Annotated in this window: 16 protein-coding genes; 3 read left to right on the top strand and 13 right to left on the bottom strand. The window is 35.6% G+C overall.

Features of this window, described 5'->3' with window-relative positions:
* Positions 1 to 8: 8 nt before the first annotated feature.
* Both IW15_RS02335 and porW read left to right on the top strand, forming a co-directional pair.
* Positions 9 to 563: a Maf family protein gene (locus tag IW15_RS02335; protein WP_034708991.1), complete on the top strand. Its 555-nt coding sequence runs from the start codon at positions 9 to 11 to the stop codon at positions 561 to 563.
* Between the two features lie 86 nt (positions 564 to 649).
* Positions 650 to 3,223, top strand: a complete 2,574-nt coding sequence (gene porW / locus IW15_RS02330; RefSeq protein ID WP_034708990.1) for a type IX secretion system periplasmic lipoprotein PorW/SprE — start codon at positions 650 to 652, stop codon at positions 3,221 to 3,223.
* A gap of 17 nt (positions 3,224 to 3,240) precedes the next feature.
* Here the strand turns inward: porW and tsaB are convergent, their stop codons facing one another.
* The 8 genes from tsaB to rpiB all read right to left on the bottom strand — a co-directional run bounded on the left by tsaB (position 3,241) and on the right by rpiB (position 10,463).
* Positions 3,241 to 3,921 carry a tRNA (adenosine(37)-N6)-threonylcarbamoyltransferase complex dimerization subunit type 1 TsaB gene (gene tsaB, locus IW15_RS02325; protein WP_034708989.1) on the bottom strand — a complete coding sequence of 227 codons (681 nt, stop codon included), beginning with the start codon at positions 3,919 to 3,921 and terminating at the stop codon, positions 3,241 to 3,243.
* An 84-nt stretch (positions 3,922 to 4,005) separates the two neighbouring features.
* Positions 4,006 to 4,755, bottom strand: coding sequence for an SDR family NAD(P)-dependent oxidoreductase (locus IW15_RS02320; protein ID WP_034709813.1), 750 nt, complete (start codon positions 4,753 to 4,755; stop codon positions 4,006 to 4,008).
* A 56-nt stretch (positions 4,756 to 4,811) separates the two neighbouring features.
* A complete protein-coding gene (locus IW15_RS02315) occupies positions 4,812 to 5,183 on the bottom strand; it encodes a YraN family protein (RefSeq protein ID WP_034708988.1) in 372 nt (123 codons plus the stop codon).
* Positions 5,184 to 5,204: 21 nt separating this feature from the next.
* The gene (locus IW15_RS02310; RefSeq protein ID WP_034708987.1) at positions 5,205 to 6,143 is read right to left on the bottom strand and encodes a S66 peptidase family protein; all 939 of its coding nucleotides are present in this window, start codon (positions 6,141 to 6,143) and stop codon (positions 5,205 to 5,207) included.
* Positions 6,144 to 6,150: 7 nt separating this feature from the next.
* Positions 6,151 to 6,837, bottom strand: coding sequence for a LysE family translocator (locus tag IW15_RS02305; RefSeq protein ID WP_034708985.1), 687 nt, complete (start codon positions 6,835 to 6,837; stop codon positions 6,151 to 6,153).
* On the bottom strand, positions 6,838 to 7,347 hold the full coding sequence (locus IW15_RS02300; RefSeq protein WP_034708984.1) for a hypothetical protein: 510 nt from the start codon (positions 7,345 to 7,347) through the stop codon (positions 6,838 to 6,840).
* Entirely contained in the window at positions 7,347 to 9,500 is a 2,154-nt protein-coding gene (gene rnr / locus IW15_RS02295) for a ribonuclease R (RefSeq protein WP_034708982.1), read from the bottom strand. The genes IW15_RS02300 and rnr overlap by 1 nt, the downstream gene beginning before the upstream one ends.
* Before the next feature lie 528 nt (positions 9,501 to 10,028).
* Positions 10,029 to 10,463 carry a ribose 5-phosphate isomerase B gene (rpiB, locus tag IW15_RS02290; protein WP_034708981.1) on the bottom strand — a complete coding sequence of 145 codons (435 nt, stop codon included), beginning with the start codon at positions 10,461 to 10,463 and terminating at the stop codon, positions 10,029 to 10,031.
* Between the two features lie 554 nt (positions 10,464 to 11,017).
* Here rpiB and IW15_RS02285 point away from each other — a divergent pair.
* Positions 11,018 to 12,208 carry a phosphoglycerate kinase gene (locus tag IW15_RS02285; RefSeq protein WP_034708979.1) on the top strand — a complete coding sequence of 397 codons (1,191 nt, stop codon included), beginning with the start codon at positions 11,018 to 11,020 and terminating at the stop codon, positions 12,206 to 12,208.
* A gap of 623 nt (positions 12,209 to 12,831) precedes the next feature.
* Here the strand turns inward: IW15_RS02285 and IW15_RS02280 are convergent.
* The 5 genes from IW15_RS02280 to IW15_RS02260 all read right to left on the bottom strand — a co-directional run bounded on the left by IW15_RS02280 (position 12,832) and on the right by IW15_RS02260 (position 20,859).
* Positions 12,832 to 13,653, bottom strand: coding sequence for a class I SAM-dependent methyltransferase (locus tag IW15_RS02280; protein WP_034708978.1), 822 nt, complete (start codon positions 13,651 to 13,653; stop codon positions 12,832 to 12,834).
* Between the two features lie 115 nt (positions 13,654 to 13,768).
* Entirely contained in the window at positions 13,769 to 15,631 is a 1,863-nt protein-coding gene (gene mnmG / locus IW15_RS02275) for a tRNA uridine-5-carboxymethylaminomethyl(34) synthesis enzyme MnmG (protein ID WP_034708977.1), read from the bottom strand.
* Between the two features lie 205 nt (positions 15,632 to 15,836).
* Positions 15,837 to 16,247 (bottom strand): rRNA maturation RNase YbeY, encoded by a 411-nt coding sequence (ybeY, locus tag IW15_RS02270; RefSeq protein WP_034708976.1) that lies wholly within the window; start codon positions 16,245 to 16,247, stop codon positions 15,837 to 15,839.
* Between the two features lie 4 nt (positions 16,248 to 16,251).
* Complete coding sequence (locus IW15_RS02265; protein WP_034708975.1) at positions 16,252 to 18,408, bottom strand: patatin-like phospholipase family protein; 2,157 nt, start codon at positions 18,406 to 18,408, stop codon at positions 16,252 to 16,254.
* A 3-nt stretch (positions 18,409 to 18,411) separates the two neighbouring features.
* Positions 18,412 to 20,859, bottom strand: coding sequence for a bifunctional UDP-N-acetylmuramoyl-tripeptide:D-alanyl-D-alanine ligase/alanine racemase (locus tag IW15_RS02260; RefSeq protein WP_034708973.1), 2,448 nt, complete (start codon positions 20,857 to 20,859; stop codon positions 18,412 to 18,414).
* Positions 20,860 to 20,914 lie beyond the last annotated feature (55 nt).

Genomic DNA, 20,914 nt, shown 5'->3' with positions numbered 1-20,914 from the left:
AACTGATTATGAAAATACTTTTAGCATCACAGTCTCCCAGAAGAAAGGAATTATTGTTCAGTTTAGGTTTCGATTTTGAAGTGGTAAAAATTGACTGTGAGGAAATTCTTCCGGAACATATAGAAATAAAAGATGCCGCAGCTTATCTTTCTCAATTAAAAGCAGATACGTTTGAAAATCTTGCAGAAGATGAAGTTCTGATCACCGCAGATACGATTGTTGCCATTAATGATACCATTCTTGGCAAGCCTAAAGATGCAGCCGATGCCCGAAAAATGCTTCTGGAACTTTCCGGAAAAACCCATCAGGTATATACCGGAATTACGATAAAAACGTCTTCTAAAATGATTACTAAAACTGATGTGGCGGATGTAGAGCTTGAAATTCTTTCTGATGAAGAAATAGAGTATTACATTCAGAACTATAAGCCTTTTGATAAAGCAGGAAGCTATGGGATCCAGGAATGGCTGGGTATGGCGAAAATCAAAAAACTCTCAGGGAGCTTTTACACGATAATGGGGCTTCCCACCCATCTGGTCTACAAAATTTTGAAAGAAATATAAATTTTTCCCACATAAAATTTTATTATTTTTACAAAATCATCAAACAGCTTTATAATAAAAAGTATATTAGCGAGTTATATTGAATAATGAAAAAGAATATTTTATTCCTTTTAGCAGCATGTATCATTGTTTCCTGTACAACGAAGCCCAAGAAGCCGGAACAACGATCAAAGTTCATGAAAGGATTTTCCACATACTATAATACCCTATTTAATGCAAAAGACGCATTGAACAGTGAATTTACGACTCGAGATAAAGGACATAAGGATAATTTTTATGCTCCTTATATTCCTATCCTTACTTATGAAGATCAGCCTTTGGGAAGCGATCTGGGCCAGTCTGCAGCCTTTGCAGAGAATTCAATGAAAATGGCGGAAGTAAGCAGAGGACCTTCATCGGGAAGAACCAACCCGGGTATGCCTCCGGGAATGCCGGGAAATCAAGGCAACGGAGTACCAGGAATGCCTGACGAAGCCAATCAAGGCAAAGGGGCAACCACTTTAGAAATTGCCGAAGCTAAGGCTTTAAAAGCGATCAATAAATATTCTGTTATTAAAGGCGGGGAAGAAAAAAATAAGCAGATCTTTGAAGCGTACATGATTCTCGTACAATCCAGAATTTACCAGAATAAATCTCTTGAAGCATTGGATGCTCTGAATTATGTTTTTACTCACATGAAAGATGATAAAAGGCTTCCACTGGCGAGGATCTATCAAGGTCTGGCCTATGATCAGCTTAAAGACTATCATAAAGCTCATGAGGCGTTTGCAAAGCTAGAAGGTGAGGATATCAATAAAAACTATGCAAAACTGCTAAGTATTTATTATTCTGAATCTCTATTGGATGCCGGTAAAAAGGAAGAAGCAGCGAAAGAACTTGACAGAGCTTTTGAGCTTAATTCTAACAGAAAACTTAAAAGCAGAATCGCTTATCTGAAAGGACAGGTTTTTGAAAACCTTGGACAAAATGAGAAAGCCAGAGAAAGCTTTATGGCTGCCTACAAATACGCCAACGATTTTGAGTTTGAGGTGAAATCTCAAATTGCCATCGCCAAAACCTATAACGGAAAGGGCGATTATGCCGGAGCTAAAAATTATCTTGAAGGAATAAGCAAAAAAGGAACCTATGCTTCCAGAAAAAACGAATTCTATTATGCGTTAGGCTTAATGGCCAATAAATCAGGGAAGAAAGAAGAAGCCCAGCAGTTTTTCAGAAAGTCTTTATTTGAAAAGGTTTCTGATCCTCAGGTTCGTGGTCTTGCCTATTATGAAATCGGAAAAGATTATCTGGAAAGAAACGACTATATCGGAGCGGGAAGCTATTATGATTCTGCTCTTGCCGTTATGACTTATGAGCCTTCTAAAGTTCTTTTACAGGATCAGTCCGGGAACATCAAGAAGATTTCTAAAAATTATTATCTCATCAAAAAGAATGACAGTATTCTTTCTCTGGCTAAAATGAGTGATGCCCAAAAGAATGATTTTTTTGCCAAACACATCGCAAAACTGAAGCTTAAAGAAGAAAAGGATGAAATCGAAAGAAAACGTGCCGAAAGAAGCAAAGGCTTCGATACGGGAGATTATAATGCCAATTCGATGTTTGCCAACAATACGAATGCTTTCGAGGATTTTGGGGTAACAACTAAAGGTTTTTATTTCAACAATACCGGTACAGTAAGCAAAGGAACATCATCATTTAAGCAGACCTGGGGCGACAGAGCTCTTGCCGATAACTGGCGTTCTTCGAAAAAGATGAGTTCTATTGAAGATATGAAGAACGAGGCATTGGGAGTAACTTCAGCGCCTAACCCAAGACGTTTTGAACCTGCATTTTATATTGAGCAGATTCCTACGGATGCTTCGAAGCTTTCCCAGCTGAAAAAAGACAGAGATACGGCTTCATTAGGTCTAGGAGTGATGTATCAGAACTATTTTACCAATACTCCCCTTGCTACAAAAACACTGTATGATCTGGTAGATGTACAGCCTGAGGAAAAAGTAATGCTGCAGGCGTTGTATGAGATTTTTTCTATGAACTATGAGAAAACTCCGCAGGCATCGGACCGTGCGAAACAAATTTTATTAAAAGATTATCCTTATACATCATATGCAGAGTTTGCAAGAAATCCGAAGAACAATTCATTCGTAAAATCTTCTGAAGATGTAGAAAATGAATATAAAAAAGCATATGCTTTATTTGAATCTGAGAAGTTTGGAGAAAGCCGGGATATTATTGATCAGACCCTTCTAAAGTATCCTAAAGATGCACTTGTTCCTAAATTATATCTTTTAAATGCCTTTAATGCAGGAAAAGCCAGCGGAAAAGAAGTCATGATCTTACAGCTGGAGCAGGTTGTACTGAATTATGCCAAAACACCGGAAGGCGTCAAAGCCAAAGAAATGCTGAATTACCTGAAAAGTGATCTGAGCTTTCAGCCTACGGATAACAAAGGAAATGGTATTCCTCAGAATCCCGGAGTGCCCAACCAGCCTAATAATCAGAATAATATACTGCAGAACCCGGGAACTTCTGCTACTGACATTCAGCCGCAACAGTCTCCTATGAGTCCCAATCAGCAGAAGCTCAACAATAAGCTGCAACAGCAGCTGAAAAGGGCCAATGACAATAAACCTTCATCAGTTCCTATGAAGCCTCAATAAAATAAAAAAGCGAAGATCTAATCTTCGCTTTTCTTTTTCTTTACTCCATGGAAATCTTTTAAATAAAAAGGCTCGAAATAAGCAATATCTTCAAAGTCTTTCTGCTCTATTTTCCGGAGGGTATTTTTAATTAAGAATTGTGCTGAAGGATAAATATTTTCATTGTATTCAGCATTGGGAAACTGAATGATTTCTTTTGTTTTAGCCGCTCCATCTCCTATGAACAAGATTTTTTTATCTTTCAATTCTTCAAAAGAATGCTCGTCCAAAACTTTAGCCTCAGTCGGAACAACCTCTTCTCCAGTTTCACCGTCATAAACGGCCGTATACACCTCCATTCTCCTTGCATCTATTAACGGGACTATATAGTCGTAGTTCTGTCCTAAAAAGGGCGCTATCATACTCTCCATGGAATTGATCGCTACTAATGGAACCTTAAGCCCATAGCAGAACCCTTTAGCAGAAGATGCACCGATTCTTAATCCGGTATAAGATCCAGGTCCTCTTCCCAAAGATACTGCCTCAATTTCCTTGATAGAAATTCCGGCGCCTTCCAAAGCCCATTCTACAAAAGAATGAAGACTTTCAGACTGCTTGTAATTTTCAGATACTTCTTCGCAAACACACAGCAGATTTTCATCATCAGAAATAGCTACTGAACAGTTTTTTGAAGATGTTTCAATATATAAAATTTTCATTTTGATACAACATTTTAATGACGCGGTATACCACTCCTACTCTACCGCCGATATCTCCTGCAAATTTATGGCTTTATTTCGATACTACTTCCTGTAAATTGTTCTCGGCTCACTCTGAGCACTTGGATAAATTGTCATATCTGAAACCATGACATGCTTAGGGGCATTAACGCAATATGCAATGGCATCCGCAATATCTTCTGCTTTTAAAGCTTCATAGCCTGCATACACTGCGGAAGCTTTATCATTATTCCCTTTGAACCTTACCAGAGAGAAATCTGTTTCTACCGCGCCGGGTTGGATATTGCTAACTTTGATTCCAAATTCTGTAAGCTCCAGGCGCATTCCTTCTGAAATTACATCTACAGCTTTTTTAGTAGCACAGTACACTACTCCATTCGCGTAGGTTTGTCTGGCCGCTACAGAACTGATATTAACAATGTGTCCGGAGTTTCTTTCTTTCATTCCGGGAATGATCATTTTGGAAACATATAAAAGTCCCTTTACATTTCCGTCGATCATAGAATCCCAGTCTTCTGTTTTTCCTGCAGAAAGCGGATCTAAACCATGGGCATTTCCGGCATTATTGATTAATATGTCTATACTTTTCCATTCTTCAGGAAGCGAGTTGATCGCCGTTTCAACTTCTTCTAAATTCCTTACATCAAATATTAAACTAAATATTTCGGTAAAAATAGAAAGTTCAGTTTTCAGAGATTCTAAAACCTCAGATCTTCTTCCGCAAATGATGATTCTGTTTCCTTGTTTAGCAAGCAGTTCTGCTGTAGATTTTCCTATTCCGGAAGTAGCTCCGGTGATGAGTATTGTTTTCATTTTATTATAAAATGTATAATTGTACATCATACAAAGTAACAAGGTACTTTGTACTTTTAGTTTGCATCAAATGCTTCAAAGGCATTTTCAATATGTTCTATATTTAAATTTCTTTTTTCGTCGGCAAGAACAGACATAATATCAAATCTCACTTCCTGATTTTTATTAAACTCTTCCATAAAATAATTGGCCGCAGATACGATTGATTTTATTTTAGTTTTTGTAACAGCTTCCTGCGGAAGAATGAAAAAATCTGTAGATCTGGCTTTTACTTCCACGACGACAATCAGATGATCTTTTTCAGCAATAATATCTATTTCGTTTTTCTTAAAACGAAAGTTTCTGACAAGAATTTTGTAGCCGTTTTTTTTCAAATATTCAACCGCCAAATCTTCTGCTTTTTTCCCGAAATCATTATGAGTAGCCATTGATTCTTGATTAAAGATTATCTAGGATTTTAGAAACTCAATCTTAACATTTGTTCCGACTTTCATCTTTATAATTCCTCCAATGATCAAAGGTCTGTTGTCCTTAATATGTCCGTTGGGGAATCCAAATGCAGTAGGGAACATGTACCTGGAAATCCTTTCAGAAATCAGCTGATAGGCAAATTCATCGAAGCTTTCTCCGTATTCTTTATTCTCCTTTTCATCACCCATATTGGTCATTCCACCGATAATCAATCCTGAAATTTTATGGAAAACTCCGGCTAATTCTAAACTCATGATCATTCGATCCAGAGCATAGAAATTTTCTCCGATGTCTTCAATAAATAAAATTTTCTCCTTAAAATCAAAAGAATATTGAGTTCCCAAAAGGGCGTAAATCAATGCCAGATTTCCTCCTACCAATTCGCCTTTAACAGAGCCTTTTTTATTGAATTGGTGGAGTAGTAGGTTATAGGTTGGGACTTTCCCTTTTATAATATCAAAAATACCGTCATAACCTTCTTCTATCACTCCAAAACTGGATGTTTTGATGGTCTGTCCATGAATGGAAGCAAAACCTTTTTTTAATAAATAACTTTGGATAACAGTATTATCAGAATAACCGATATACCATTTCGGGTCTTTTGTAAAGCCTTTAAGAGATAAATGCTGAACCAGATGCTGACAGCCGTAACCTCCCCTGGAAGCCCAGACAGCAGCAATTTCACTGTCATTTAAAGCCCAGTTTATATCCTGTATCCTTTCCGCTTCAGTCCCGGCATAATTGTATCCGTTGGAAAATTTAGAATATAGATGTTTTCCCAAAACAGGTTCAAAACCTCTGGCTTTGATCATTTCTATTCCTTTCTCCAGCTGGGAAGATTCTACTGAACCGGCAGGGGAGATGACTGCTATTTTATCACCTTTTTTAAGGGATTTTGGAAAGGTATTTTTTTTCATTGTGCCTTTAATGTGTCTTTTGATATTTTACTTCTTTCTTTTCGGCTTCTTCTAATTTTTTATCAAACTGATTGAATTTTTTAAAACTCTGCAGGAAGATAAAAAAACTGAATATAATAAGGATAACTCCAACCACTCTACGAATCTGATTGGCTAATTTCTGAGTAAGCTTGTAGTGAAATTGTTTGGCAAGGAAGATTTTTAACAGATCAATTCCCAAATAGGTACATATTACCAATCCAATATACAGAATAAAATTATCGGTACCCGGATACTGATTTCTCACAGAAATAACCGTAACCAGCCAGAAAAGAATAACTCCTACATTTAAAATATTAAAGAAAAAACCATTGATAAAAGTTTTAAAATAATTCTGTCCGATCATCTTTTCCTCACCAGGCATATGCATTTTGGTTTTCGTAACCATCATCACAATTCCATAGACAAAGATAAGGATAGAGGTAATCCTGTAAAAACCAGGATGTTTATCAATGAGACTCACCAGATCCGCACTTGCATAATAGGCTGCCATGATGCACAGTAAATCAGCGGTAATAACCCCCACATCCAATGCTAAAGCATGTTTAGGACCTCTTGAGAAGCTCGTTTCAATTAATAAGAAAAATATAGGTCCTATAAAGACCAAGCTTAACATAAAGCCTAAAATAATAGCAGAAAGTACGAGTTCAAACATTTAATATAAACAATTTTCATTAAAAAAAAATTGATAATCTTTTCTGACTTTAAAACCAAAAATACCTCTCTCAAATGTATAGGTAACTTGGTTTTTAAAAAGCATCCTTTTATAATCAGTAAAAAAACTTCTTATATTATATTCATAAGCATAAGCATCATTACTCAAAAATATATAAGTTGTTTTCCCTACTTCACGACTATGTGCACCTCCCACATACGAAACCTGACCTCTAAAGCAATAAGTTTCTTTGGTAGGTTTCGTTCCGGTAAGATAATTTATCAGAAAAAATATATTTATCATTAAAGGAAATAAAACTAAAAAGAAATATTTCTTTCCTAAATTTCCTATTTTAATAAAACCTTTATTAATTAATAAATTAATAATAACACAAAGTAAAATAATAATACTTACAAACCAAAAGAAATTTAAAACAGTATTATAAACTACTGTAAAAAATAATATAAAATTAGTAATACTAATGACAATATAAGTATCAATTTTGGTCATTAATCAACAATTTTAAAGTCTAATTGCTTTTGAATTAAATTGGCTTTTACCACTTTGATCTGAACCTGATCTCCTAACTGGTATTTCTTTCCTGTTCTGGAACCATACACGGCATGGGTAGCTTTCTCATACGTATAAGAATCATCTACCAGATCTCTCAGTTTGATTAATCCTTCCGCACCGTTTTCAGGGATTTCTACCCAGAAACCAAATTCAGCAACTCCAGAAATTACGCCTGTAAACGTTTCTCCAAGGTGTTTTTCCATGAATTTTACCTGCATAAATTTGATGGAATCTCTTTCTGCATCCGCTGCCAGCCTTTCTCTTGCACTGCAGTGTTTAGCTTTGGTTTCCAGTTCTTCTCTGTTAGGCGATTTCCCACCGTCCAGATAATGCTGTAACAACCTGTGAGCAAGTAGATCCGGGTAACGACGGATAGGAGAGGTGAAGTGAGAATAGTAGTCGAATCCAAGTCCATAGTGACCAATCGGTTCTGTAGAATAGACAGCTTTGCTCATACTTCGCATAGCAAGCGTTTCAATCATATTTTCTTCGCCTTTCCCTTTTACGTCATGAAGAAGGTTATTTAAAGATTCAGCGACTTTTTTGGTATTTGCCAGGTCCATTTTATATCCGAAAGTAGATACAAAATCTCTTAAAGCTTCCAATTTAGCCGGATCCGGATCGTCGTGAACTCTATATATAAAGGTATTGTTAGTAGGAGATCCTTTTTTTGCTAAAGAAACAAATTCCGACACTTTTTTATTGGCCAGCAACATGAATTCTTCAATCAGGTGGTTAGAATCTTTACTTACCTTAAAGTAAACTCCAATAGGCTGATTATCTTCATTAAGATTGAATCTTACTTCACTTCTGTCAAAAGTAATCGCTCCGTTGTTGATCCTTTCCTGACGCATAATTTTCGCCAGTCTGTCCAACGTCAAAATTTCTTCTGTAAGATCTCCCTCTTTTGTTTCAATTCGTTCCTGCGCTTCTTCATAAGAGAATCTTCTGTCTGAGTGAATCACAGTTCTTCCAAACCATTGTTTCTCCACTTCAGCGTTATCATTCATTTCAAAAACAGCAGAAAAAGTAAATTTATCTTCATTTGGACGAAGTGAACATACATCATTACTAAGTACTTCCGGCAACATTGGGACAACCCGGTCCACAAGATATACTGAGGTAGCTCTATCATACGCTTCATCATCCAGCATTGTTCCCGGAACCACATAATGTGAAACATCAGCAATGTGCACTCCGATTTCCCAATTTCCATTTTCTAATTTCTGGATGGATAAGGCATCATCAAAATCTTTTGCATCTTTCGGGTCAATCGTAAAGGTACAGATATCACGCATGTCTCTACGTTTTGCGACCTCTTCGTCCGTAATTCTTCTGTCGATCTTATCTGCATCTCTTTCCACTTCCTCAGGAAATTCATACGGAAGGCCATACTCAGCAAGGATAGAGTGGATTTCAGTTTCATGTTCTCCTGGAGCTCCTAACACCTGAGTGATTTCTCCTTCAGGATTTTTATCTCCCGGTTTCCAGCCTGTCATTTTCACGACCACTTTATTCCCGTTTTCCGCATTGTTAAATTTTGTTTTTGGAATAAAAATATCTGTATTAATAGATTTTTTATCACACACAACAAATCCGAAATCTTTATGAGGTACTACCTGAAAAGTTCCTACAAATTCAGTTCTTGTTCTTTCCAATACTTCCACCACGGAGCCTTCCAGTTTTTTCCCTTTGAAATTGTACGTTACAATGAGAACTTTATCACCCTGCAATGCATCTTTCACATTCTTGGAATGAACAAAGATATCATCAGCGATTCCTTCTACTTTCACATAAGCATTTCCTGATTGGTTAAAATCGATCACTCCGGTTAGTGTTCCCTCAACTTTTAAGTTCACAATATATTTCCCTTTTTCAACTTCTGATATTTTTTCAGAAGCCTGAAGTTTATGTAATGCCTGAACAACAAGCTCACGCTGTCTGGGATTTTTATATTCTATCCCGTCTGAAATTTGTTTATAGTTATAGATCTTCGTCGAGTTTTCGTTCATAAAACGTACGATCAGTCTTCCGATCTCCATCAATTTATGATCGTTCTTTTGACTTATATATTTTCTTTTTTTTGGCATGTTAATTTATTTTTTTATTCTCGGTTACGCTCCGCCATGGGCGAACCTGTTTAAAAACTAAAAAATTAGTTAATAATCTTTATCTAAAATTTTAGTTGTATTATATTACTTTTTTCTTTAATTCTGATACATCAACTTTGCTTCCAATTTTTCACAATGGGAGTTTTAGTTTCGTATAAATTTAATACAAATATGGAGAAGAGGGGAGAAAACCTTCTATTAAATATCTATTAAATACTAAATAAGGTTGAGAGAATGATAGAACCTGTATGTATTTTACGTTGCAAAGATAAGAATTATTTTTAATATCAATAATATGATTTGATTTTCAATACTTTATAGATAAATTATTTTTACAGACTAGAGTAGAATATACCTGCATACGTCCTCCACAGAATATACACGCAAAATAACACTTCCGCTGTTCAACCTATGACTCAGGTTAATAACGGGTTTAAGCCAGCATAGCAGCCCTATCTTATAACAATAATGAAAAGCTCCGACCTATAAGTCGGAGCTTCAGTATATCTAGCAATAAGCAATTTTATCTACTCTGTTCTGATGGCGGCCACCTTCAAAGTCGGTTGAAAGGAATTTTTTTACAATATCAATGGCTACTTCCTTTGAAACAAAACGGGCCGGAAGGGATATCATATTGGCATCATTATGCTGTCTTGCCAGCGATGCAATCTCCGGCATCCAGCAAAGAGCACATCGAATCTTCTGATGCTTGTTCGCCGTAATCTGTACTCCGTTTCCGCTTCCGCAGATCAAGATCCCCAATTCATTCTCTCCATTCTCTACTGACGTTGCAGCGGGGTGTACAAAGTCAGGATAATCCACACTCTCTGTGGAAAACGTTCCAAAATCCTGAATATCAAACTGTTCAGAGAAAAAGTTCTTAACAATCTCTTTATATTCATACCCTGCATGGTCTGCAGCAATGGCAATTTTTCTTTTCATAATGCTTGTATTACGTCTATTAAAGATTTATTTCCTTACAAAGTTAGTAATTATAACAAACACTGTTAGTCTTTCGGGGGTAAATTGTTAATAGCTTTGTGAATAACTGTGGAAAACTTCTAACAACTTATTGTTTCATAATCCGTATAAAATGAGTATTGAAAGCAGCCTCCTAATTTTTACTCCACAACTTTCAAAAACTTTTTTCAGAGTAATCCTTATGTTTTCCATAAATCAGTCATCAACAATCAAATTGTGCAAAAGTTACTCACATTTGTTAGTAAGTAGGTGAAAAACCAGATTTTCAGTAAATTATATTGTTAATTAAATATGAATTAGATGAAAATTTAATGTTATCAAGTTTTTAGATGAAAGTTATCCCCGAAACTAACAACACTCAACAACATACAACAGTATTCTTTTTTTATAAAGAGAAAGATAATGTTGATTAGTGATTGTTGCCTTGTGGGAAGTTTTTGAAAACTTTTATTTCTTTCAATCTGTTCCAAATTTTTAAAATCTTACATTTGTGAAACGAAAATTCTACGATATTTATGAAAACAATCAATGATTTCAATTTTAAAGATAAGAAGGCTCTTGTAAGAGTAGATTTCAATGTTCCGCAGGATGATCAGCTTAAAGTTACAGACAATACCAGAATTGCTGCCGTAAGACCTACAGTAGACAAAATTCTTGGCGATGGAGGTTCTGTAATTCTAATGACGCACCTGGGAAGACCAAAAGGAGAAGTAAAAGACGAATTCTCTCTTAAACATATCCTGGATGAAGTGTCTAATGTTCTTGGCCAGGAGGTAAAATTTGTAGATGAGTCTGTAGGAGACAAAGCTATTCAGGCTGCAGCTGATTTGAAACCCGGAGAAATTCTTTTATTAGAGAATCTGCGTTTTCATAATGAAGAGGAAAAAGGAGACAGAGGATTTGCGGAACAACTTTCTCAATTGGGAGATGCTTATGTGAACGATGCTTTTGGAACTGCCCACAGAGCTCATGCTTCTACCGCTGTAATCGCCGACTTCTTTAGTTCAACTAAGTTTTTCGGTCTATTGATGGCAAAAGAACTTGAAGCAATTGACAGAGTTTTGAAAAATGGTGAACGACCGGTAACGGCAATTTTGGGTGGATCTAAAGTTTCAACTAAGATAACAGTTATAGAAAATGTTCTTCCGGCTGTAGATAATTTGATTATCGGTGGAGGAATGGCTTTTACTTTTATTAAGGCGTTAGGTGGAAAAGTTGGAAACTCTTTAGTAGAGGAAGACAAACTTCCATTGGCTCTTGAAATTTTAGGAAAAGCAAAAGAACATAAGGTGAAAGTTTATCTTCCTTCGGATACTTTGATTGCTGAAAGTTTCAGTAATGATGCCGAGAGAAAAGAAGCAGACATCTATGAAATTCCTGAAGGATGGATGGGATTGGATGCTGGACCAAAATCCAGAGATCAGTTTAATGATGTCCTTTTAAATTCGAGAACGATTTTATGGAACGGGCCAATTGGAGTTTTTGAAATGTCCAACTTTGCAGGAGGAACTATCGCTCTTGGAGAAAGTATTGCGGAAGCTACAAAATTGGGAGCTTTCTCTTTAGTAGGAGGAGGAGACAGTGTGGCTTTTGTTAAACAGTTCGGATATGCAGACAAAGTAAGTTATGTTTCTACCGGAGGTGGAGCGATGCTTGAAAGTCTGGAAGGATTGGAACTTCCCGGAGTTGCTGCGATCAACAAATAAATTTTTACTAAAAATATTTTTGAAGTCTGCTGAAGTTAATTTCAGCAGACTTTTTTTGTGTCTGTCATTTTAACCTGAGTTCGGCATATTTTTTTATTATGTAATGAATTTTGAACAGGGAATTTGTTAAGATTGAAACAGAACTAGCTTTATTAATTTTTGTATTCTGATAAAGTACAGCGAAGCAAAGTCTCCAGAAAATATATTCTTGCCAAGGTTTTAAACTTTGACGAGAATAATTTTGATTACAGATCTTTTTCCTAAGAAATAAAATTTTGAAGAAATAGAAAATTACATCTTCCGACTCTAATTTGAAGATGTAATTTTTTTAAGATAATTCCATACCGACCAGTTTTTATTTTTTACTCCGTTCTTATTTTCTTATCAAACAAAAAAATAAAATGGGGTAGGGGAGATGTATTTAATTTTTATTGGAAAAGTATAAGAAGTTTTATTTGAGTGATTTATGATTTCAGTTTTTCAAAAATGCTTCCTTATCATTTTTAAAATTAATTTTCAACTTCTTTGAAAAAAGAAAAACTCTGAAATTTTTCAGAGTTTTTTGATTTTTTTTGCAAAATTGGCGAAAATTGACCTTCATAAATGGCTTAAAAATCGATTTTCTATCTTTTTTCGATAATGTATATCAAACTTGAAAATTCGTTGGAAAAAAGTGCTTTTATGTTAGAAATCGTTCCATGAACAGTCGCTTTTAGCCAAAAAAGAGGTGATTTTTTGTATTTTTCGCTCAACATCGAGATATAATATGAGTCAAGAACAAGAGGCTTAATCTTTCTCATTTTCCAGTTGGGCTTTTTAGAAATGAGATTTTCCATTCCATTTTTTGAAAAATGATAGATGTGTCTTGGTACATCATAGGCTGCCCAATATTCTTTATAATGTTTTGCATCATAAGAAGTAGGGTTGGGAACTGCAATAATGAGTAATCCTTTTTCTTTTAATTTCTTATTAAAGATCTCGAGCATTTCATCCTGGTTTTCTATATGTTCGAAAACATGCCATAAGGTAATGGCGTCCAGGCTTTGATCTTCGATATTTTGAATATCATCGATTATTTTTGCTTTTATTATCTTACTTGTTGCCGCTTTTCTTGCATCTGCATCAGGTTCAAATCCGAAAGTATCAAAATCATTTTCAATATATTTCACAAATTCACCGGCTCCACAACCATAATCTAGAACTTTTGATCCTTTTTTTATTCTGTCAATAAGGATTGTTTTCTTATACTGAAGATTAAAAGACTGTAAGAATTTATATAGCTTTTCTTTTAAGCTTCCGGAATCCTGATGATGGGAAATGTAGTCTTCACTTTCATAATATTTGGAAATATTGGATGGAATAGGGGAGGTTTTGAAAACTCCTTTTGTATCCGTTTCTTTAATTTCAAATACTTCTTGCGTAAGAAAATGATCTTTTATTTTCATTTAATTGTCTTCTTTTATAGTAAAAATTAAGATATTTATGAAAGCTTGTACAGACTCATAAACACCTTAATTTTCGATCTTATTTTATAAATGTTTCACGTGAAACATTTTGTTTTTAACGTCCTAAATAGACTAGTAAAACGTTCATATCGGAAGGAGAAACGCCACTGATTCTTCCAGCCTGTGCAATGGTCTTTGGTCTTACTTTAGACATCTTCTGTTTTGCTTCTGTAGATAGACTGGATAGGTTGGTGTAATCAAAATCTTCAGGAATTTTAATATTTTCTAAACGGGTAAGCTTAGCAACATTCTCTTTTTCCTTCTCTATATATCCTTTATATTTGATATTGATCTGAGCCTGTTCTTTTACTTCGTCCTTAAATTGGGAAGTAAATTCTTTAATACTTGCAACATCTTCCAGTTTTTCCAGGGTCATATTAGGTCTGGTTAATATCTGAGCGGCTCTGTACGCCTGATCTACCGGATTGCTGTCTATGCTTTCTAAAATAGGATTAATCATTCCTGGTTTTAAAGAAAATTCTCGAAGAAAGTTTTCAAGTTCCTGACTTTGAGATACTTTAGCTTCTACATTTACTAATCTTTCTTCTTTAGCTAATCCTAATTTATAAGCCTTCTCTGTTAATCTGATATCGGCATTATCTTGTCTCAATAAGAGTCTGTATTCGGCACGTGAAGTAAACATTCTGTATGGTTCTTCAGTTCCTTTTGTGATAAGATCATCGATTAATACGCCTATATAGGCTTCATCTCTGTTTAGGATGAATTCGCCTTTCTCGTGTACTTTATTGTGAGCGTTAATCCCAGCCATTAGGCCTTGTCCCGCTGCCTCTTCATATCCTGTAGTTCCATTAATCTGTCCTGCAAAATAAAGGTTTTCGATTAATTTTGTTTCTAAGGTATGCTTGAGTTGGGTAGGAGGGAAGTAGTCATATTCAATAGCATAGCCCGGACGGAATACTTTTACGTTTTCAAATCCTGGAATATGTTTCATTGCTTTAAGCTGTACGTCTTCCGGTAGAGAAGAACTGAAACCATTGACATAGATTTCTACTGTTCTCCATCCTTCAGGTTCTACGAAAAGCTGATGTCTTGTACGTTCTGCAAAACGGTTGATTTTATCTTCAATACTAGGACAATATCTTGGTCCTAAGCTCTGAATAGTACCATTGAACATTGGGCTTCTGTCGAATCCTTCACGTAAGATATCATGTACCGTTTCATTGGTATATACTATATGACAACTTAATTGTTTTGTTAATTTAGGAGTATCTAAATAGCTGAATTTTTGAGGATTTTCATCTCCTTTTTGTTCTTCCATTTTAGAATAATCCAGGCTTCTACCATCTACTCTCGGTGGAGTACCGGTTTTCATTCTTCCTGCTTCGAAACCTAAAGAAACAAGTTGTTCTGTAATTCCGAATGCTCTTGGTTCTCCCATTCTTCCACCTCCTAATTGTTTGTCTCCAACGTGGATCAAACCGTTAAGAAATGTACCATTGGTTAGTACAACAGATTTTGCTTTTATTTCAATTCCGAGAGAAGTGATTACACCCACTGCTTTACCATTTTCTATAATAAGCTGTTTAACCATATCCTGAAAGAAATCAAGATTGGGTGTATTTTCTAACGCCATTCGCCATTCTTCTGCGAAAAGCATTCTGTCATTTTGTGTTCTTGGAGACCACATTGCAGGACCTTTTGAAAGGTTAAGCATTTTGAACTGGATTGCAGATTTGTCTGCAATGATTCCAGAGTAACCTCCCATTGCATCTATTTCTCTTACAATTTGTCCTTTTGCAATACCGCCCATCGCGGGGTTGCAGCTCATCTGTCCGATGGTCTGCATATTCATTGTAACCAGTAGTGTTTTTGATCCTAGGTTGGCGGCGGCAGCTGCAGCTTCACATCCGGCGTGGCCAGCACCTACTACTATTACATCATATATTTCTGAAATCATTATTGCTCTATTTTAAGCCTTATTTTTTAATCTTTTTCACAAATGTTTCACGTGAAACATTATTTAAATACAAAGTAAATTTTTACATTTAGTCTTGTATTGTTTCCATTGGAATATCCTTTTATGTAGTGCATATTACAGAGGAACCGTTTCAATTAAAAGATTAAAGTATTAGGCATTATAAACTGCGAAATTTCTTATTCTTTTAATTCTCAAATTTATTTAAATAAAAATCTTCTTTTCTTCGCATTTCTTCTTCTTCTTCTTCACTTTTGTCCTTGTATCCTGAAAGATGAAGGATGCCATGTGCTAAAACTCTGCGCAGCTCTTCTTCATAATTTTTGGATAGGGTAGAAGCATTGTCTGAAATGCGCTGCAAAGATACGAAAATCTCTCCGCTTATTGTTTTGCCTTTTACATAATCGAAAGTGATGATATCTGTATAATAATCATGCTGTAAATAGTCCTGATTTATCTTAAGCAGATATTCATCATCGCAGAAAATATAATTGATTTCTCCAAGTTTCTTTTCTTCTGAAAGAATAATATCTTCCAGCCATTTTTTGTAATCTGCCGATACAGATTCCGGTAGGTTTTCGTAAAAAAATTGTATCATTGTTTTAAAACCAGTGTCCTAAAATAACACTGAATATGCCTTTTTGATTGTTTTTAAGTGAGTGGCTAAAGTTAATCTTGATCTGCCCGAAAGGAGATTTATAACCTGCCATAAGCCCAATAGAGCTATAATTTACTTTTGCTGCATCTTTAAAATTAATATCTTCTGAAAGATTGGCAAAGGTAAAGTTTCCGCTTATGAAATAGTTTTTATTGAATTTAAACTGAAGATCATTAGAAGCAAGAACCACATTGTTGGTGTTAAGTTGTGCGAAGTAAAAGCCTCCGAAACTTTTGAAGTTAATCATATTCTGCTCAAAGATTCCTCCCAACCTGAACTGGTAAAATTCCGGAAGGTATTCACCGATAGTAATTCCACCATATAAATTAAGGCGGTAGGAGAATTGTTTTGAAATAGGAACGTTGATTCTGATGTCTGCTTTTACCTGGACGATTCTTTTTTCCACCTCTGATTTTAACAGGTCGATTACTTTACCTTCCGCTGCAAGATAGATTCCTCTTGAAGGGAAGTCCTTGTCGTTCTGAGTATCGCTTTTTAAGAACACATAAGGGCTCAAAAAACGACTTGATCTCCTGTTGTCACCATTGATCTCAGCCTGGAAAACATCGTGGCTTATTCCGCCTCCCAGAGCGAATTTATCTTTCCATACAGATTGGATATACATTTCATTTCTAAACCATTCCCATTTGTCAATACTGTTATTGTCTACATTCTTCAGATCGAAACTCATTCCTGAAGAATAGATACCAAATCCAGGAATGTAACCATTATCGATAAAATAGTTTAGATAATATCTGGGTTTATCTCCAACGACTACATCTAAAGAGAGATTTGAATTTTTAAATAAAAGACGTTTTGCAGAATAATTCAGTAAAAGCCCGGTCTTAAATACTTCATCGTAATGCAACCCGAATTTTAAAAAGTGACGGGTGTCATCTTCGGTGACATATAATTTGAGGTAGTTCGCATTATTTTCTGTGACGATATCATAATTGATGAATCGATAGTTATTAGTGGCAATAAGCTTGTCAATTTTTTTGTTGATACTTCCATAGGTCTGCATAGAGGGAAGGCGGAGTCCCATTTTTCCCAGAACATAATTTTTGCCATATATTTTGCCTCCGTCTATGGAAACGCTGTCGATCTTATATACATTAGAATAGATTGGATTAACGCTTTGTCTGAGGCGATCAAAAGAACGTTTTGGAAGCTGGTCGAGTACAGCAGTATATTTCTTGCCTTCTGCATAGCCGCTATCGAGTATTTTTTTCTTTTCGTCGTAGCTGGTAGCAGTCATGCCTTTCAGATTAGGCTTGATATTGATGTCCGTATATTTGTATTGTTTTCTTGTATCTTTTTTAATACCGAAATCAATCACCTGGTTCAGAATGGCGATGATATTATTTAAATCTTCTCTTTTAGAAAGATCCTGGTTAAGATCAACTCCGATAACAATATCAATTCCTTTATCCTTTAAAGGTTTTGATGGATAGTTTACCGACATGGCTCCATCTATATAAATGCTGTCGCCGATTTTTACAGGGTCCATCAGAGAAGGAAATGCGGAACTCGCCATAATAGACTGTACAAGATCTCCTTTTTCAAAAATTTCCATATTGCCGCTCTCAAGATTGGTGGCAACACACATGAAAGGAATCGGTAGTTTTGAAAAGTCATCGATACTGGATACATTCTTGAAAAGCTCTTTCAATAAGTATACATTTTTCTGACCGGTGCTTATGGAAGAGGGTAGGGTGATCTTCCCATTTTTAAGAGGAATGGATAAAAGATATTTGTCGACAGACTTATTAAAAAAAGTACTTTCCTGTCTGGATTTGGGATCCATGATCAAAGAATAAAAATCGGTATCCATTACGATCTTTTCTATTTCCTTTCCTGAATATCCGGAGGCATATAATCCGCCGACAATAGCCCCCATACTGGTTCCGGCAATATAATCCACCTTCACTCCCAATGAGTCTAGTATTTTAAGTACCCCAACGTGAGAAAAACCTTTGGCTCCGCCACCCGCAAGTGAAAGTCCTATTTTGGGATTTTTTGGAATAATTAAATCCTTTTTTACTTGTGACTGAATCAAAAGTAAGGGGAATACAAATAAAAGAATCAGGAGTTTTCTCATAAGTTAATCTTTTATATAAATCCGTTTCACCCTGGGGGAAATAGATGTTAATACTTCATAGGTGATCGTTTTGCAGTAGGATGCAAATTCTTTCAGACTTGGGTGAGCGTTAAATATAACTACAGTGTCACCTTCTTTTACATTGGCAATATGATCTACATTAATCATCATCATATCCATACAGATATTTCCGACAATAGGCGCAAGATTTTTATTCACGCCGAGGCTTCCTATCTGATTTCCTATTAACCTTGGAATACCGTCTGCATATCCCACAGGTATTGTTGCTATTTTTGTTGTATGATCTGCTTTAAATTTTCTGCTGTATCCTACTGATTCTCCGTTTTCTACCGAAGAGATCTGTGAAATTACGGTTTTAAAACTTACAACAGACCGAAGCTGTTTCTGTATTTCACTATTTGGTGATTCTCCAATCATTCCGATACCGATTCTTACCATATCATGCTGATGGTCTGTATAGCTTGTTATTCCTGAAGAATTTAAAATATGAAGAATCGGCCGGTATCCCAACTTACCTACCAGATAACTTGAGTTTTTATCAAAAATATTCAGCTGCTGTAGCGTAAAATCTTTCTCTTCCGGCATATCGGAAGATGATAAATGGCTGAGGATGCTCTGAACCTTAAGATTTTTATGAAGTAAAGTTTCACTGAGTTCATCCAGTTCAGGTCCTTTAAACCCAAGACGGTGCATTCCGGTTTCAAGCTTAATATGAATGGGATATTTTTTATCATATCCTGATTTTTGTACTGCTTCATAAAAAAGTTCCAATACCCTGAAGCTGTAAAGTTCCGGCTCTAAATTATATTCAATAATAGTCTTATAGCTGTGCTGCTCGGGGTTCATGACTACGATAGGAGTGGTAATTCCTTTTTTGCGGAGTTCTACCCCTTCATCGGCATAGGCAACTCCCAGATAATCAATATGGTGATGCTGTAAAAATTCAGAAATTTCGTAACTTCCTAATCCATAAGCATTTGCTTTAACCATTGCCATCATTTTGGTCGTTGGTTTCAGCAAAGATTTATGATAGTTGATATTATGAAGAATAGCGTTCAGATTGATTTCCAGTACAGTGTCATGCTTTCTGAGTTCAAGGATATCTTTCAGTTTTTCAATCTCAAATTTTCGGGCTCCTTTAAGAAGGATAATCTGATTGTTGATTTCTGTAAGATGTTTACTTTCAATAAGCTCCTGAGTATTAATGAAAGTAAAAGTTGCAGCTTTAAAAAGTTCTTCAAATTTGGTAATTTCATCACCTATCAGGAAAACGGTATCAAATTTCTGTTCGTTAACCAGTTCTGAAACTTCCTCATACAATTCCTGGGAATTAGAATTTACCCCCACAATGTCCGTTAATACCAAAGACTTTTGAGGTTTATTGTATTCATTTAAAAACTGTAAAGCTGTTTTTAAAGAATCGAGATCCAGATTAAAAGAATCATTGATGACGATATTGCCTTTAATTCCTTCAATCGCTTCAAGACGCATTTCAACGGCCTTTAAAGCATTGATTTTTTCTACGATCTTTTCGTTTTCGATACCTAGCTCCTTTAATACTGTAATCAGGGCTAATGCATTCGTTAAAGTGGCTTCATCCCTTTGGTGTACAGGAAAACTGATTTCTTCATTACCATATTCTACAATAATGTTTTCTTCCCGGGAAATATTATTTTTAATAAAGACCTGATTACCATCTTTAAAACCATAGGAGATTAATTTTTTACTTGAATATAATTCCTTTATTTTTTGATCAACCAAAGGATGATCTCCATTATAGATGATGACTTTTGAATCTTTAAAGAGTGTAATTTTTTCATCGATTAATTCTTCCTCAGACTGAAAATTGGCAGCATGTGCCGTTCCTATATGGGTAAGAAGTCCGATTTCAGGATGGAATATATTTTCCAGCTTTTCCATTTCGTGGGGATTGGAAATTCCCACTTCGAAAATTCCAAGCTTATGACTATCATTAATCTGAAGCAGCGATAGGGGAAGACCTATCTGCGAATTGAAACTTTTAGGGCTTTTCACCGTTGGAAATTCATTCCACAGGCATTGATACAACCATTCTTTCAAAATCGTTTTCCCATTGCTTCCGGTGATTCCTATGGATTGTAAATGAGAATGCTCAAAATGATATTTGGCTAATTTTTGAAGGAACTCAACAGAATTTTCTACAACAATCCAGGTGATATTTTCAAATTGCTGATGCTGATGCTCGGATATAATCACATTGATGCCTCTGTCAATGGCAGATTCAATAAACTTCTCTCCTGAGTTTTTAGGAGTGTTGATGGCAATAAATGCAGTATTTTTTGTAGAATAAATGATCCTGCTGTCAAAAGCTATATTTTTGATCACTATATCTTTGTTTCCAATAACCTGCGCATTGGTAATTCCTGCAATTTCCTGTACTGTATAATTCATAATTCCTTTTCAGCCTTACTTATTCTCTAAAATGTAAAGGATAAAATCGCAAATC

The organism is Chryseobacterium soli, from assembly GCF_000737705.1.
Classification (GTDB): domain Bacteria; phylum Bacteroidota; class Bacteroidia; order Flavobacteriales; family Weeksellaceae; genus Chryseobacterium; species Chryseobacterium soli.
Note: the sequence above shows the minus strand (reverse complement) of the source record. Positions and strands in the feature narration are given on the sequence as shown.

What these genes read in the sequence shown, in the direction of transcription:
- IW15_RS02335 (WP_034708991.1), top strand. Translation starts at nt 9, where the DNA reads ATGAAAATACTTTTAGCATCACAGTCTCCCAGAAGAAAGGAATTATTG.
- porW (WP_034708990.1), top strand. Translation starts at nt 650, where the DNA reads ATGAAAAAGAATATTTTATTCCTTTTAGCAGCATGTATCATTGTTTCC.
- tsaB (WP_034708989.1), bottom strand. Translation starts at nt 3,921, where the DNA reads ATGAAAATTTTATATATTGAAACATCTTCAAAAAACTGTTCAGTAGCT.
- IW15_RS02320 (WP_034709813.1), bottom strand. Translation starts at nt 4,755, where the DNA reads ATGAAAACAATACTCATCACCGGAGCTACTTCCGGAATAGGAAAATCT.
- IW15_RS02315 (WP_034708988.1), bottom strand. Translation starts at nt 5,183, where the DNA reads ATGGCTACTCATAATGATTTCGGGAAAAAAGCAGAAGATTTGGCGGTT.
- IW15_RS02310 (WP_034708987.1), bottom strand. Translation starts at nt 6,143, where the DNA reads ATGAAAAAAAATACCTTTCCAAAATCCCTTAAAAAAGGTGATAAAATA.
- IW15_RS02305 (WP_034708985.1), bottom strand. Translation starts at nt 6,837, where the DNA reads ATGTTTGAACTCGTACTTTCTGCTATTATTTTAGGCTTTATGTTAAGC.
- IW15_RS02300 (WP_034708984.1), bottom strand. Translation starts at nt 7,347, where the DNA reads ATGACCAAAATTGATACTTATATTGTCATTAGTATTACTAATTTTATA.
- rnr (WP_034708982.1), bottom strand. Translation starts at nt 9,500, where the DNA reads ATGCCAAAAAAAAGAAAATATATAAGTCAAAAGAACGATCATAAATTG.
- rpiB (WP_034708981.1), bottom strand. Translation starts at nt 10,463, where the DNA reads ATGAAAAGAAAAATTGCCATTGCTGCAGACCATGCAGGGTATGAATAT.
- IW15_RS02285 (WP_034708979.1), top strand. Translation starts at nt 11,018, where the DNA reads ATGAAAACAATCAATGATTTCAATTTTAAAGATAAGAAGGCTCTTGTA.
- IW15_RS02280 (WP_034708978.1), bottom strand. Translation starts at nt 13,653, where the DNA reads ATGAAAATAAAAGATCATTTTCTTACGCAAGAAGTATTTGAAATTAAA.
- mnmG (WP_034708977.1), bottom strand. Translation starts at nt 15,631, where the DNA reads ATGATTTCAGAAATATATGATGTAATAGTAGTAGGTGCTGGCCACGCC.
- ybeY (WP_034708976.1), bottom strand. Translation starts at nt 16,247, where the DNA reads ATGATACAATTTTTTTACGAAAACCTACCGGAATCTGTATCGGCAGAT.
- IW15_RS02265 (WP_034708975.1), bottom strand. Translation starts at nt 18,408, where the DNA reads ATGAGAAAACTCCTGATTCTTTTATTTGTATTCCCCTTACTTTTGATT.
- IW15_RS02260 (WP_034708973.1), bottom strand. Translation starts at nt 20,859, where the DNA reads ATGAATTATACAGTACAGGAAATTGCAGGAATTACCAATGCGCAGGTT.